The organism is Rhodococcus sp. R1101, assembly GCF_000278445.1.
GTDB classification, from domain to species: domain Bacteria; phylum Actinomycetota; class Actinomycetes; order Mycobacteriales; family Mycobacteriaceae; genus Rhodococcus; species Rhodococcus gordoniae.
In genome coordinates this window covers 1-12,033 of the sequence record NZ_AJVB01000078.1, presented here as the reverse complement: position 1 = coordinate 12,033, position 12,033 = coordinate 1, and the positions used below count along the sequence as shown (strand labels likewise).

15 protein-coding genes and 1 pseudogene are annotated in these 12,033 nt (G+C 69.8%); 8 read left to right on the top strand and 8 right to left on the bottom strand.

Annotation, left to right across the window (positions count from 1 at the left end; genetic code table 11):
- The coding region (locus tag R1101_RS0108115) for a molybdopterin molybdotransferase MoeA (protein WP_016932942.1) at positions 1-867 on the bottom strand (867 nt) is incomplete at its 3' end.
- 129 nt (positions 868-996) lie between these two features.
- On the opposite strand from R1101_RS0108115, the gene moaA reads away from it, so the two are divergent.
- On the top strand, positions 997-2,055 hold the full coding sequence (gene moaA / locus R1101_RS0108110) for a GTP 3',8-cyclase MoaA (RefSeq protein WP_026003023.1): 1,059 nt from the start codon (positions 997-999) through the stop codon (positions 2,053-2,055).
- Positions 2,048-2,326: a MoaD/ThiS family protein gene (locus tag R1101_RS0108105; protein WP_026003022.1), complete on the top strand. Its 279-nt coding sequence runs from the start codon at positions 2,048-2,050 to the stop codon at positions 2,324-2,326. Before moaA ends, R1101_RS0108105 begins: the two co-directional genes overlap by 8 nt.
- On the opposite strand, the gene nadE is transcribed toward R1101_RS0108105, so the two are convergent.
- A complete protein-coding gene (gene nadE / locus R1101_RS0108100) occupies positions 2,323-3,159 on the bottom strand; it encodes an ammonia-dependent NAD(+) synthetase (protein ID WP_026003021.1) in 837 nt (278 codons plus the stop codon). The genes R1101_RS0108105 and nadE overlap by 4 nt on opposite strands.
- Before the next feature lie 65 nt (positions 3,160-3,224).
- Here nadE and R1101_RS0108095 point away from each other — a divergent pair, with 65 nt between their 5' ends.
- Both R1101_RS0108095 and R1101_RS0108090 read left to right on the top strand, forming a co-directional pair.
- On the top strand, positions 3,225-4,025 hold the full coding sequence (locus R1101_RS0108095; protein WP_016932938.1) for a fructosamine kinase family protein: 801 nt from the start codon (positions 3,225-3,227) through the stop codon (positions 4,023-4,025).
- The gene (locus R1101_RS0108090) at positions 4,022-4,570 is read left to right on the top strand and encodes a nucleosidase (protein ID WP_016932937.1); all 549 of its coding nucleotides are present in this window, start codon (positions 4,022-4,024) and stop codon (positions 4,568-4,570) included. The genes R1101_RS0108095 and R1101_RS0108090 overlap by 4 nt, the downstream gene beginning before the upstream one ends.
- An 8-nt stretch (positions 4,571-4,578) precedes the next feature.
- On the opposite strand, the gene R1101_RS0108085 is transcribed toward R1101_RS0108090, so the two are convergent.
- The 3 genes from R1101_RS0108085 to R1101_RS0108075 are packed head-to-tail and all read right to left on the bottom strand — an operon-like array spanning position 4,579 to position 6,496.
- A complete protein-coding gene (locus R1101_RS0108085; protein WP_016932936.1) occupies positions 4,579-4,995 on the bottom strand; it encodes an META domain-containing protein in 417 nt (138 codons plus the stop codon).
- A gap of 24 nt (positions 4,996-5,019) precedes the next feature.
- Entirely contained in the window at positions 5,020-5,808 is a 789-nt protein-coding gene (locus R1101_RS0108080) for an META domain-containing protein (RefSeq protein WP_026003018.1), read from the bottom strand.
- 4 nt (positions 5,809-5,812) lie between these two features.
- Positions 5,813-6,496 carry a TetR/AcrR family transcriptional regulator gene (locus R1101_RS0108075; protein ID WP_026003017.1) on the bottom strand — a complete coding sequence of 228 codons (684 nt, stop codon included), beginning with the start codon at positions 6,494-6,496 and terminating at the stop codon, positions 5,813-5,815.
- Between the two features lie 89 nt (positions 6,497-6,585).
- On the opposite strand from R1101_RS0108075, the gene R1101_RS0108070 reads away from it, so the two are divergent.
- The 4 genes from R1101_RS0108070 (at position 6,586) to R1101_RS0108055 (ending at position 11,036) form a co-directional block, all read left to right on the top strand.
- Positions 6,586-7,143: an NAD(P)H-dependent oxidoreductase gene (locus R1101_RS0108070; protein WP_016932933.1), complete on the top strand. Its 558-nt coding sequence runs from the start codon at positions 6,586-6,588 to the stop codon at positions 7,141-7,143.
- Between the two features lie 202 nt (positions 7,144-7,345).
- Positions 7,346-7,918, top strand: a complete 573-nt coding sequence (locus tag R1101_RS0108065) for a 2Fe-2S iron-sulfur cluster-binding protein (RefSeq protein ID WP_016932932.1) — start codon at positions 7,346-7,348, stop codon at positions 7,916-7,918.
- Positions 7,915-8,916, top strand: coding sequence for an FAD binding domain-containing protein (locus R1101_RS0108060; RefSeq protein WP_016932931.1), 1,002 nt, complete (start codon positions 7,915-7,917; stop codon positions 8,914-8,916). The genes R1101_RS0108065 and R1101_RS0108060 overlap by 4 nt, the downstream gene beginning before the upstream one ends.
- Positions 8,913-11,036: a xanthine dehydrogenase family protein molybdopterin-binding subunit gene (locus R1101_RS0108055; RefSeq protein ID WP_016932930.1), complete on the top strand. Its 2,124-nt coding sequence runs from the start codon at positions 8,913-8,915 to the stop codon at positions 11,034-11,036. Before R1101_RS0108060 ends, R1101_RS0108055 begins: the two co-directional genes overlap by 4 nt.
- Here the strand turns inward: R1101_RS0108055 and R1101_RS0108050 are convergent.
- The 3 genes and pseudogenes from R1101_RS0108050 to R1101_RS26145 all read right to left on the bottom strand — a co-directional run.
- Complete coding sequence (locus tag R1101_RS0108050) at positions 11,016-11,483, bottom strand: ATP-binding protein (protein ID WP_016932929.1); 468 nt, start codon at positions 11,481-11,483, stop codon at positions 11,016-11,018. The genes R1101_RS0108055 and R1101_RS0108050 overlap by 21 nt on opposite strands.
- On the bottom strand, positions 11,473-11,808 hold the full coding sequence (locus R1101_RS0108045; protein WP_026003014.1) for an STAS domain-containing protein: 336 nt from the start codon (positions 11,806-11,808) through the stop codon (positions 11,473-11,475). Before R1101_RS0108045 ends, R1101_RS0108050 begins: the two co-directional genes overlap by 11 nt.
- Positions 11,805-12,033 (bottom strand): annotated as a pseudogene (locus tag R1101_RS26145) (cellulose synthase); the annotation flags it as partial. The pseudogene R1101_RS26145 and the gene R1101_RS0108045, both read right to left, overlap by 4 nt.

Sequence of the window (12,033 nt, the reverse complement as noted above, 5' to 3'; positions counted from 1 at the left end):
GACCACCGCGGTGCCCTGGGGTCCGCCCGGCTGCATCGCCACCGACACGAACTGCCCGCCCCGAGGCCCGAGCGTGTCCTTCACGACCTCGAAGTCGCCCTTCGACACCCCACCCGAGGTGAACACGACGTCGGCGACACCCACGGCGTGTCGGAGCATCGTCACGAACTCCTCGGGATCGTCGTGGCAATGGTCGATGGTCACGACATCCGCGCCGTTGGCCGTCGCGCTCGCGGCCAGCGCAGGCCCGTTGGAATTGAAGATCTGGCCGGGGCCGAGTTCGCTCCCGGCCGTGACGAGTTCGCTGCCGGTCGAGATGATCGCGACCCGCGGCCGTGCACGGACGGGGATCGAGGTGAGACCGACGGCGGCGAGCGCGGCGATGTGACGGGCGGCGAGGACCGTGCCGGCGGGGAGCAGCAGATCGCCCTTGCGGATGTCGGTGCCCGCTTCACGCACGTAGGTTCCGGGCGTCACGCTGCGCTCGACGGTGACGGTGTCCGGGTCGGGGGAGCGGGTGTCCTCGACCGGGACGACGGCGTCGGCGCCGTCCGGGACGGGTGCGCCCGTCATGATCTTCAGCGCGTGACCCGGTTCGAGCACCGCGACGGTGTCGCCCGCGGCTACTACTCCCTGCACGGGCAGATCCGTGGGGATCGACGCGAGGTCGTGCGCGCGTACGGCGTAACCGTCCATCTGGGAGTTGCGGAAGGGCGGCAGGTCCAGCGGGGACTCGATGTCCTCCGCGAGTGTGCGGTGCAGTGCGTGGGCGAGCGGCACCCGCAGCGGGCTCTTCTCCCGCAACGGGCCGAGCAACTCCGCCACGTGCTGTTCGTGTTCCTCCACGGACCGCCTGCCGCTCGTCATGCCGCCATCCTAGGCACACGAGTGGCGTGCCCCACCGTCGACGATGCGCCGCGTGTGCCCCGTCTGTCCCGATGCGGTGTCACGACCATAGGTTGTAGGCATACTGGGCTGTATGAAAGCGATGGTCGTATGACAGCGGTGGACATGGGCATCCCGGTCGTGCGCGATCGCGCAGACGACGTGTCCGATCGGCCCGACGTGCCCGAGCTTCTCGACCGTTTCGGTCGCATCGCCCGCGACCTGCGGGTATCCCTCACCGAGAAGTGCTCGCTGCGCTGCACCTACTGCATGCCCGCCGAGGGACTTCCCGAGATCCCCCGCGACAAACTGCTCACGAGCGCCGAGATCGTGCGTCTGGTAGGCATCGCCACCGGTCGGCTCGGGGTCCACGAGGTGCGCTTCACCGGTGGGGAACCGCTCATGCGCCGCGATCTCGAGGACATCGTCGCCGGATGCGCGGAGCAGACGCCGGGCCTGCCGATCGCACTAACCACCAACGCGGTCGGTCTCCGGCATCGTGCACGGGCGCTGGCGGACGCCGGACTGACCCGGGTGAACATCTCCCTCGACACCATCGACCGCGAGCACTTCGCGCGGCTCACGCGCCGCGACCGGCTCGATTCGGTGCTCGACGGCATCCGCGCCGCGGTGGCCGCCGGACTGGGACGGGTCAAGGTCAACGCCGTCCTGATGCCGGAGACCCTCGAGGGCGCGGCCGACCTGCTCGCGTGGTGCCTCGACGAGGGCGTGGAACTGCGGTTCATCGAGCAGATGCCCCTCGACGCCGATCAGAACTGGGCGCGCTCGCAGATGGTGCCGGCCCAGCAGTTGCTCGACGTGCTCGGGCAGCGGTTCGCGCTCACCGAGACCGAACGGGAGGATCCGTCCGCGCCGGCCGAACGCTGGCTCGTCGACGGCGGCCCGGCGACCGTCGGGATCATCGCATCGGTCACCCGTTCGTTCTGCGGCGACTGCGACCGTACGCGCCTCACGGCCGAGGGAACGGTCCGGTCCTGCCTGTTCAGCGACCGGGAGACCGACCTGCGCGCGGCCCTGCGGGGCGGCGCCACCGACGACGAACTCGCCGCGGTGTGGCGTGGGGCAATGTGGAACAAGTGGGCCGGACACGGCATGGACGCGGCGGACTTCGCGCCGCCGCAGCGGAGCATGGGAGCTATCGGTGGCTGAGGTGACGACCGGGATCGAGGTGCGGTACTTCGCCGCGGCGGCGGACGCGGCCGGACGGGAGAAGGACACGATCGACCTGCCGGTGGACGCCGATCTCGGCGCGCTGCGCGCCGTCCTCGTCGACCGCTACGGACCCGGCATGGAGCGCGTCCTGTCGGTGGCCGCCTTCCTGCTCGAGCCCGGCGACGGCGGTACGGGCGAACTCACCCGGGACCTCGGCCGCCCGGCCGGGTCCCGAGTGGACGTCCTGCCGCCCTTCGCGGGTGGTTAACCGTTGCGCCACCAGGTATCGAAGGGCGCCACGGGCATCGTGCGCTTGTGCCGCGTGTCGAGGAACTTCGCCTCGAGCCGCTCGGCGAGGTCGTCGGTGACGTCCTTGCCTTCGAGGTAGTCGTCGATCTCGCTGTAGGTCATGCCGAGCGCTTCCTCGTCGGGCAGCGCGGGGCGGTCGTCCTCGAGGTCGGCGGTGGGGATCTTGACCCAGGTGCTCTCGGGCGCCCGGAGCTCGCGCAGCAGCGCCGCGCCCTGCCGCTTCGTCAGACCGGACAGGGGAGTGATGTCGACGCCGCCGTCGCCGTACTTGGTGTAGAAGCCGGTCACCGCCTCGGCGGCGTGATCGGTGCCGACGACGATGTGGCCGAGTTCGCCGGCGATCGCGTACTGGATCATCATGCGCTCGCGCGCCTTGATGTTGCCGCGCACGAAGTCGCGCAGACGCGTCTCGGTGCCGTACAGCGCGCGGGCCGCCTCCGAGGCCGTCGCGTCGGCGCCGGGCTTGACGTCGACGCCCAGCGTGCGGTCGGCGCCGATGAATTCCAGTGCGACGAGGGCGTCGTGCTCGTCGGCCTGCTTGCCGTAGGGCAGGCGGACCGCGACGAACTCCGCCGTGTGGCCCTCGGCGCGGAGCTTCTCCGCCGCGAGCTGCGAGAGCTTGCCGGCGAGCGTGCTGTCCTGCCCGCCGCTGATGCCGAGCACGAATCCCTTCGCGGGAGTGCTTCGGAGGTAGTCGGCGAGAAACTGCACCCGCGCGTCGATTTCGGCGCGTGGGTCGATGGAGGGCTTCACCCCGAGTTCTTCGATGATCCGATCGCGAAGGTTCGTCATCTGCACGACACTAGCGTTCCCGTGTTACTGCTGCGATACAACAGCGAAGAGGGCGGACGCGAAGAATGCGGTCGGGCAGACTGTTCGGCGTGAGCACCGGAGAGCTCTTCCGCAAACACGATCCGCACGCGCACCCGGATTTCTTCCGTGCCGAGGCGGCCGGTCTTGCGTGGCTCGCCGAGACCGGTGTTCCGGTGGCGGCCGTGCGGTCGGTGGGCGAGCATCACATCGAACTGGACCGGGTCGTCGAGGCGGCTCCCTCCGCCGAGGCCGCCCGGAACTTCGGTGCGGCACTCGCCCGGATGCACGACGCCGGTGCAGCAGGCTTCGGCGCGGCACCCGACGGTTACGACGGGCAGCTTTTCATCGGGCGCCGTCCCATGAGCCGCATCGTGCACGACACCTGGGGCTCGTTCTACGTCACCGAACGGGTGCTGCCCTTCCTGCGCATCGCGGTCGACGCCGGGAGCGTCACCGTCCGGCAGTGCCGCGACATCGCCGCCGCCTGCGATCTCGTCGCGGCGGGAGCCTTCGACGACGACGATCCACCCGCGCGGCTGCACGGAGATCTGTGGAACGGCAACGTGCTGTGGTCCCCAGAGGGAGTCGTCCTGATCGATCCCGCCGCGCACGGCGGCCACCGCGAAACGGATCCGGCGATGCTCGTGCTCTTCGGCTGCCCGCATCTGGGCCGGGTCGTCGAAGGCTACGATTCGGCTCATCCGCTGCGCGTCGGGTGGGAGCGGCGGGTGCCCGTGCACCAGCTGCATCCACTGGCGGTCCATGCCGCGGGATACGGTGCCGGGTACGGGCGGGAGCTGCACCGGGCGGCACTCGCGACCCTCGAACTCGGAGGCAGTACGTGAACGGGATCCTCGTCGTGTCCGCAACCCGCGCCGAGGCGGCGCACGTGCCGGAGCACTACGAGACGGTGATCACCGGGATCGGCAAGGTGGACGCGGCGGTCGCCGTCACGGCGGCGCTCGCGGCGTATCCGGCCGACGCACGTCCGCTCGTCGTGAACATCGGGACCGCCGGCGCGTTGCGCACCCACCACTCGGGGTTGTTCCTCCCGTCCGCCGTGCTCAACCACGACATCAGCAGCGAGATCCTGAAGAGCCTCGGTCATCCGGTGCAGGACGTCGTCGAGATCGACGACGGCGACGGCAGCGTGCTCGCGACGGGCGATTCGTTCGTCTCGGACGCGCAGGTCCGCGACGCGCTCGCCGCCCGCGCCGATCTGGTGGACATGGAAGGTTTCGCGATCGCCTACGCCGCCTGCCGCATGGGCGCGCGGTGCCGGCTCGTCAAACACGTGAGCGATCGGGCCGACGACTCCGCGCTCGAGTGGCCGAAGCAGGTCGACCGCAGCGCGCAGGCACTCGCGCGGTGGCTGGTCGAGCGCTACTGAGGCGCGTCTCAGCGCCCGTTCGTGCGTTCGGTGAGCGTGACGGTCACCGATCCGGTGGTCAGGGTGAGGGCCTCCCCGTCGAGCGTCCATCGGGGTGTGCTCGCGAACAGCGTCCGCACCCAGTCGTCGGCGCCGTCGCGCGGGGGTGGGCACGCCATCCTCGTGGACGCCAGGGTTCCGGCTCGGATCCGTCCTCCGGACAGGTCGGCGGTGCCGGTGAACCGGTTGCATCCGGCGGATGCGGCGAGCCGCTCCCGGGCGGGGAACGACAATTCCAGCGGGCCGCCCCCGGGGATCGGCCGACCCGTGACCTCGGTGGAGACGTAGCGTCGGCCGATCGGATCGGACGGCGAACCTCCGATTCCGCATCCGGACAGCACCGCCCCCAGAGCGAGGACGGCGACGATGCGGACTGCTCCCGGCATGCGTCTCACGGTACCGAGAACGGATCAGCGGGCCGTGAACTCCAGTCCGTCGGTGCCGTTCGGCGCGGTGAGCGTCATCGACGAACCCTCGATGCTGTAGGTGGTCTCACCTGCGAGCACCTCGAGGATATGTGTCTCGATGGCGGTGACTTCGGGGTCGGCACAGGCGGCGCGGGTCATGGTGAGCGGTTCGAACAGGACGACGTCGTCACCGACTTCCGCGGTGCCGCCGAACTCGTTGCAACCCGTGTTGCCGGTGACGGTGCCGTCCTCGGAGAACACGAGCGTCGGCGCAGCGTTCTCCAGTGCCGTCGAGGTGGTCACGGCGTCGGCGGTGCGCAGCGACGTCACGACCCATTCGGTGCCGGCGATCGGACGGTCGGGGTCGACGACCTTCTCGTCCTCGAGGGAGACGGTGATGTCGTCGCCGGTCAGGGTGACGGAGTTCCCGTCGAGCGACCAGCGGGGTTCCGCTCCGAACAGGGCGGTGAGCCAGGCGTCGGCGCTCTCTCGCTCGGGTGGGCAGGCCATCATCGTGCTCGCGAGGTCCGATGTCTTCACCGTGCCGTCGGACAGGTCCACGCCGCCGACGAAGCGATTGCATCCGGCGGTCGCCGAGATGCGTCCGTCCTCCGGGAACGCGACCACCAGCGGTCCGTCGCCGGGGATCCGGGTGCCCGTCACGTTCGTCGACACGAAGGTGCGACCGGTGAGGTCGTCTGCGGAGTTGCCGGCCGGATCCGGCTCGGTGCTGCACGCGGCGGCCACGGCAGCCAGACAGATCAGCGCGCATACCCGGAATGTACGAGACATGCCGTTACGGTACGGCGCTCGACCCGGATCTGCGGCTACCTCGGCCCGTGACGACGCGGTGTGCCAGTTCGGCCCAGTTGTCGGCGAGTCGGCGCAGCGGGTAGCCGAGTTCGCGCCACTGGTGGAGCACGAGCGTCGCCTCGAGTGACGCCACCAGCGAGGTCGCCAGCAATCGGGTGTCGCCGCCGACGTCGGCGGCGCGCAGCAGGGCGTCGACGTGGGCGAGCGAGACCAGGTGGGCGGGGGCGGAGTAGTGAGAATCCCCGGCGGCCTCGGCTGCGCGGAGAAGTTCGCCCTGTACCTCGACGAGTTCGATGCGGGCACGGCCGAAGGCGATCAGCCGGTCGAGGGGTTCGGCGTCCGGACCGAGCGGGGGTGGGCCGAACAGGAAACCGTGCTGGAACTCGCGCTCGCTGTGGTCGAGCAGTGCGCGGACGAGGCCGGCGCGGGAACCGAACCTGCGGAAGACGGTGCCCTTACCGACCCCGGCACGCGCCGCGACGGCATCCATCGTCACGGCGTCGACGCCGCGTTCGGCGACGAGCAGGGTGGCGGCGTCGAGGAGGCGGGACCGGTTGCGCGCAGCGTCACCCCGTTCGGAGAGTTGCTCCTCCGCCAGGGGCAGCACCCGATCGTTCGCCAAGGGCAGTGCTCGACCGTCCGCGTGCGGGAGGGGGCGGGTGTTCACAAGGTCACACACTAGCGGGGCGGGGAATAAAGCGGACCGCAGTCCGTTTAACATTGCGTAGTCAACCACTTCGACCCGAGGATGTTCCCATGACCCGAGTTCTCGCCCTCGTCGGCAGCCTGCGCGACGGCTCCGTCTCCCGCCAGCTCGCCGAGACCGCCGCCGAGACCGCCGCCGAGAACGTCGAGGTGACCCTCTACGAGGGCCTCGCCGATGTTCCCTTCTACAACGAGGACCTCGACGGCGATGCGGCTCCCGCTGCTGCCGTGGCCCTGCGTGACGCTGCCGCCGACGCCGATGCCCTGCTGATCGTCACGCCCGAGTACAACGGCACCGTCTCCGCGGTGCTCAAGAACGCCGTCGACTGGCTGTCCCGTCCCTACGGGGCCGGCGCGCTGAACGGCAAGCCCGTCGCCGTCGTCAGTCAGTCGCCCAGCCGGAACGCCGCGAAGTGGGCCCTCGAGGACACGGTCAAGACCGTCGGAATCGCCGGCGGCACGATCGTCGACGGCGGTTCGCTGTCCGTCGGTGAGACCTTCGGTAAGTTCTCCGGCGTCCACGCCAAGGAGCACGCCGAGACCGCGCAGCAGGTCGCTGCGGTCGTCGCTGCACTCGCCGACGCCCCCAAGGTGCTCGCGAACGCCTGATCGGAACGTCCGCCCTCCGGCGGGCCGACCGACCCCGACACCCGCGGTGCCGGAGACTCCCCAGGTCCCCGGCACCGCGGGTGTCCGCGTCTCTGCGGGGTCCGTCGTATCGCCGGAAGTTCGGCGCGTCGTGTTCTCGACGGTTCGATGCGGCCTGCAGCGGGAATGCCCCGAACACAGCCCACCGTTCGGAGGTTTGCCCATGACAACCGGGGACACGAGAACCGATACCGGCCACCGGCCCGATCTCGACATCGTTCTTCACGTCGACGGGGTGGAGCGTCGCGTCCCGATCGATGTCCGCACCACCGTGCTCGACGCGCTGCGCGCCCGCCTCGGGATCACCTCCCCGAAGAAGGGCTGCGATCTCGGTCAGTGCGGAGCATGCACCGTGCTGATCGACGGCCGTCGCGCCCTCTCGTGCCTTGCCCTCGCCGTCTCGCACGACGGCGCCGAGATCGTCACCGCCGCCGGACTCGCCGACGGGGAACTGCACCCGATCCAGGCGCAGTTCATCGAGGACGACGCCTTCCAGTGCGGCTACTGCACACCCGGCCAGATCTGCTCCGCTGTGGGGATGCTCGACGAATTCGCCGACGGGGCACCGAGCCACGTCACGGCGGACCTCGAGCACGCGCCGGACCTCGACGACGACGAGATTCGCGAACGCATGAGCGGCAATCTGTGCCGCTGCGCCGCCTATCCCAACATCGTCGCGGCGATCCGCACCGTCGCGAGCGGAGACAGCCGAGTCGGTAGGGAGGACACACGGTGAGCTCCCTCCGGTACGAGCGACCGGCCGATCCCGCCGCTGCGGTCGCCGTCGTGCACGAGACCCCGAGCGCGGTCTTCCTCGCGGGCGGAACGAATCTGGTCGACCATCTCAAACTCGGCGTCGCGACCCCCGATCTCCTCGTCGACGTCTCGCATCTGCCTCTCGACACCGTCGCGGAGTCGGCGGACGGAGGAATCCGGGTGGGTGCCAACGTCCGCAACAGCGACCTCGCCGCCCATCCGTTCGTGCGGCGCAACTATCCGATGCTGTCGCGCGCACTGCTGTCCGGTGCCTCGCCCCAACTCCGGAACACCGCGACCACCGGCGGCAACCTGCTCCAGCGCACGCGTTGCTCGTACTTCCGGGATGTGACCACCCCCTGCAACAAGCGCGAACCCGGCACCGGTTGCTCCGCCATCGGCGGATATACCCGCTACCACGCGATACTCGGTGCATCGGAGCACTGTGTGGCCACCCACCCGTCCGACATGGCGGTCGCCCTGCTCGCACTCGACGCCGAAGTCCTCGTCCTCGGCCCGGACGGTGAACGTGCGATCGCGGTGGAGGACTTCTACCGGCTTCCCGGCGACACTCCCGAGCGCGACACCGTGCTCGAACGCGACGACCTCGTCGTCGGCGTGCGGATCCCGGCATCGCAGAGTTCGCTGTCCACCTACCGCAAGGTGCGCGACCGTGCGTCCTACGCCTTCGCGCTGGTCTCGGTGGCGGCCGAGATGACCGTGGCGGACGGGACGATCACCGGTTGCCGCCTCGCGTTCGGAGGGGTGGCGCACCGTCCGTGGCGGGCGCATCGGGCGGAAGCCGCACTTCTCGGGCAGCAGCCCTCCGGCGAGGTCTTCGCCGCCGCGGCCGAGGCCGAACTCGCCGGCGCGAGCCCCCTCGACGGCAACGCCTACAAGATCCCGTTGCTGCGCCGAACCGTGGTGGCGACCCTGCGCGAACTCGACGAACGACGGGAACGAGGTGAATCCGCATGAGCCCCGAGCCGATCCGAGCGGGCGGACGCTCCACCGCGCGAATCGACGGACCGGCGAAGGTCGCCGGGACGGCGCCGTACGCCTACGAGCACCCGGTCGACGATCCGGTCTTCCTCGTGCCGCTCACCTCCACCGTCGCCCGGGGCCGGGTCGACCGGATCGACACGGCCGCCGCCGAAGCGGTACCCGGGGTGCTGAAGGTGCTCACGCCCTGGAACGCCCCGAGGCTCACCGACGAGGCCGAAGGTGAGTACTCCGTCCTGCAGACACCCGACGTGCTGTACCGAGGGCAGATCATCGCAGCGGTCGTCGCGGAGAGCCTCGAGATCGCCCGGGAGGCATGTTCTCTGCTGGAGGTCGAATACAGCGAGGAACCACACGACGCCCTCTTCCGCGCCGACCATCCCGATGCCTACACGCCCGAGACGGTCAACGGCGGCTACGAGCCCGATTCCGAGCGAGGTGATGTCGACGCTGCGTTCGCCCGCGCCGACACTGTGGTCGACCAGTGGTATTCCACACCCGAGGAGCACAACAACCCGCTCGAACCGCACACCGTCGTCGCGGTGTGGCGGAGCGACGTGGTTCCGTCGAATGGTACGGCCGACGCGTACACCCTGACCCTGTACACCTCGACGCAGCACCCGCACGGTGTTGTCGGGACCCTCGCCCCGGTGTTCGGTCTGGACGCCGACCGGATGCGGGTGGTCTGTCCGTACATCGGTGGGGGATTCGGCTCGAAGGGTGGCCCCCACGCGCACGACGTGCTCGGCGGATTGGCAGCACGGGCCCTTCCCGGGAGGGCGGTCAAGTTCGCGGTTTCCCGGCCGGACATGTTCGCCTATGTCGGCTACCGATCGCCGACGGCGTCGCGGGTCCGGCTCGCGGCCGACCGTGACGGCAGGGTCACCGGCCTGGTGCACGAGGTGTTCGCACAGTCGTCCCGGGTCACCGAGTTCGTCGAACAGGCGGCGGTGCCGTTGCGCAATCTCTATGCCGTGGACAACGTCCGTACGTCCCACCGCGCGATCACACTCGACGTCCCGGCGCCCTTCTGGATGCGCGCTCCCGGTGAGGCCCCCGGCATGTTCGCCGGTGAGGTCGCGATGGACGAACTCGCCGCCGAACTCGGCATCGACCCGATCGAACTGCGCATCCGCAACGAACCCGAGGCCGATCCCGAGACGGGGAAGCCGTGGTCGTCGCGGCGTCTCGTCGAATGCCTCCGCGAGGGCGCACAGCGATTCGGGTGGGATCCGTCGGATCGCGAACCCGGCACCCGTCGGCGAGGCACCACGCTCATCGGTACCGGCGTGGCGGTCGCGACCTATCCGCACATGGTCAATCCCGGTTCGGAGGCACACATCCGGCATCTGGGGGAGGGCCGCTACTCCGTCCGCATCGGAGCGACCGACCTCGGCACCGGTGCGTGGACGGCGCTGACGCTCATCGCCGCCGACGCCCTCGGATGCCGACCCGAGGACGTGGACCTCGAGATCGGCGACAGCGCGCTGCCCCACGGCACCGTGGCCGGTGGCTCCTCGGGTACCTCGTCCTGGGGCACCGCGATCGTCACGGCCGCAGAGCGATTCGGCAAGCGCTTCGGTGACGACCCGCCGGTGGGCGCGGAGCTGTCCGCGTCGGCAGCCGAGAACCGCGAACTGGAGCACTACACCGCGCAGTCCTTCGGCGCGCACTTCGCCGAAGTGCACGTCGACGCCGACACCGGGGAGATCCGGGTGCCCCGGATGTTCGGCCTGTTCTCCGTGGGACGGGTGATCAATCCGCGGACGGCACGTTCGCAGTTCATCGGGGGGATGTCGTTCGGGATCTCGATGGCCTTGTTCGAGGAGAGCATCCGCGACGCGCGCTTCGGGCACGTCGTCAACCACGACCTGTCCGAATACCACGTGCCGACCCACGCGGACATCCGTGGGATCGAAGCGGAGTGGCTCGACGACGAAGATCTGCACGCCACGCCGATGGGTTCGCGGGGGATCGGTGAGATCGGGATCGTCGGCAGCGCCGCCGCGGTCGTCAACGCCCTGTGGCACGCGACCGGGGTGCGGGTGCGGCACCTGCCCGCCCGGCTCGACGACCTACTGGTCGGCTTGCCCTGACCCCTCGGATCGATAACAGACGAGTGTCCAGCGATTGATGCCCGCCTGACGGCGGTACCGGAGTTCGTCGAGCGCGGCGAGGGCGATGGCGAGCCCTCGGCCGCGTTCGGCGAGTGCGTCGGGGAGCTCGACCGAACGTAGATCCACCCGGGCCGGGGCGCCGTCGTCGACGAACACGGCCTCGAGACGATCCGGATGGAGTTCCAGGGTCAGCGCCACCGAGACCGCGTCTCCCCGGCCGGCATGCTCGATGATGTTCGCGCCGATCTCGGCGACCGCGATCTCGAACTGCATGCGATCCGAATCGTCGAGCTCCTCGGCGGCGAACATCTCGGCGACCAGATCCATGATCCGGTCGAGGGTGCCTTCACTCGTCGTGGCGGACAGCTCCCACCGCCCCGAGGGGCCCTCGGCCGGTGGCGCTTCGGGTGACCGGTCAGTCGCCATCGAAGGCCACATCCGCGGAATCGTGTGTCGTCAGCACCCGGTCGAGCCGGGTGAGCGCGAGCACGCTCTGTACCTGGGCGGTCGGTGCGGCGATCCGCAGGTCGCCGCCGGCCTGACGGGCCGCCTTCAACCCGGAGACGAGTGCGCCGAGCCCGGAGGAGTCGATGAAATCGGTTGTGCTCAGGTCGACCACGAGCCGGTGGGATCCGTTCTCGACGAGATCGCGCAACTGCTCGCGCAGGCGCGGTGCCGCAACCATGTTCAGGCGACCGGTGGGTTGCACGACAGTGCTCGTTCCCACCTGGCGGGTTTCGTAGTGGCTCATCGATCTCCTTCGCTTTCGGGTCCACGGTAGCGAGCTGCCTGGATCACCACCGAGAGAATGAACAGGTCGAACACGACCCAGACGAGGTTCGCGGTGACTCCCAGCACCGAGATGTCGCCGAGGAACAGCCGCACGGTGCCGATGACCGCCGCCACCACCAGCAGCGCCATGACGAGCAGCTGCTGCCGGAACAGATACCACGGGACACCTTCGCCCCCGTGGCGT

What these genes read in the sequence shown, in the direction of transcription:
- moaA (WP_026003023.1), top strand. Translation starts at nt 997, where the DNA reads ATGACAGCGGTGGACATGGGCATCCCGGTCGTGCGCGATCGCGCAGAC.
- nadE (WP_026003021.1), bottom strand. Translation starts at nt 3,159, where the DNA reads ATGACGAACCTTCGCGATCGGATCATCGAAGAACTCGGGGTGAAGCCC.
- R1101_RS0108095 (WP_016932938.1), top strand. Translation starts at nt 3,225, where the DNA reads ATGCGGTCGGGCAGACTGTTCGGCGTGAGCACCGGAGAGCTCTTCCGC.
- R1101_RS0108085 (WP_016932936.1), bottom strand. Translation starts at nt 4,995, where the DNA reads ATGCCGGGAGCAGTCCGCATCGTCGCCGTCCTCGCTCTGGGGGCGGTG.
- R1101_RS0108080 (WP_026003018.1), bottom strand. Translation starts at nt 5,808, where the DNA reads ATGTCTCGTACATTCCGGGTATGCGCGCTGATCTGTCTGGCTGCCGTG.
- R1101_RS0108070 (WP_016932933.1), top strand. Translation starts at nt 6,586, where the DNA reads ATGACCCGAGTTCTCGCCCTCGTCGGCAGCCTGCGCGACGGCTCCGTC.
- R1101_RS0108065 (WP_016932932.1), top strand. Translation starts at nt 7,346, where the DNA reads ATGACAACCGGGGACACGAGAACCGATACCGGCCACCGGCCCGATCTC.
- R1101_RS0108055 (WP_016932930.1), top strand. Translation starts at nt 8,913, where the DNA reads ATGAGCCCCGAGCCGATCCGAGCGGGCGGACGCTCCACCGCGCGAATC.
- R1101_RS0108050 (WP_016932929.1), bottom strand. Translation starts at nt 11,483, where the DNA reads ATGGCGACTGACCGGTCACCCGAAGCGCCACCGGCCGAGGGCCCCTCG.
- R1101_RS0108045 (WP_026003014.1), bottom strand. Translation starts at nt 11,808, where the DNA reads ATGAGCCACTACGAAACCCGCCAGGTGGGAACGAGCACTGTCGTGCAA.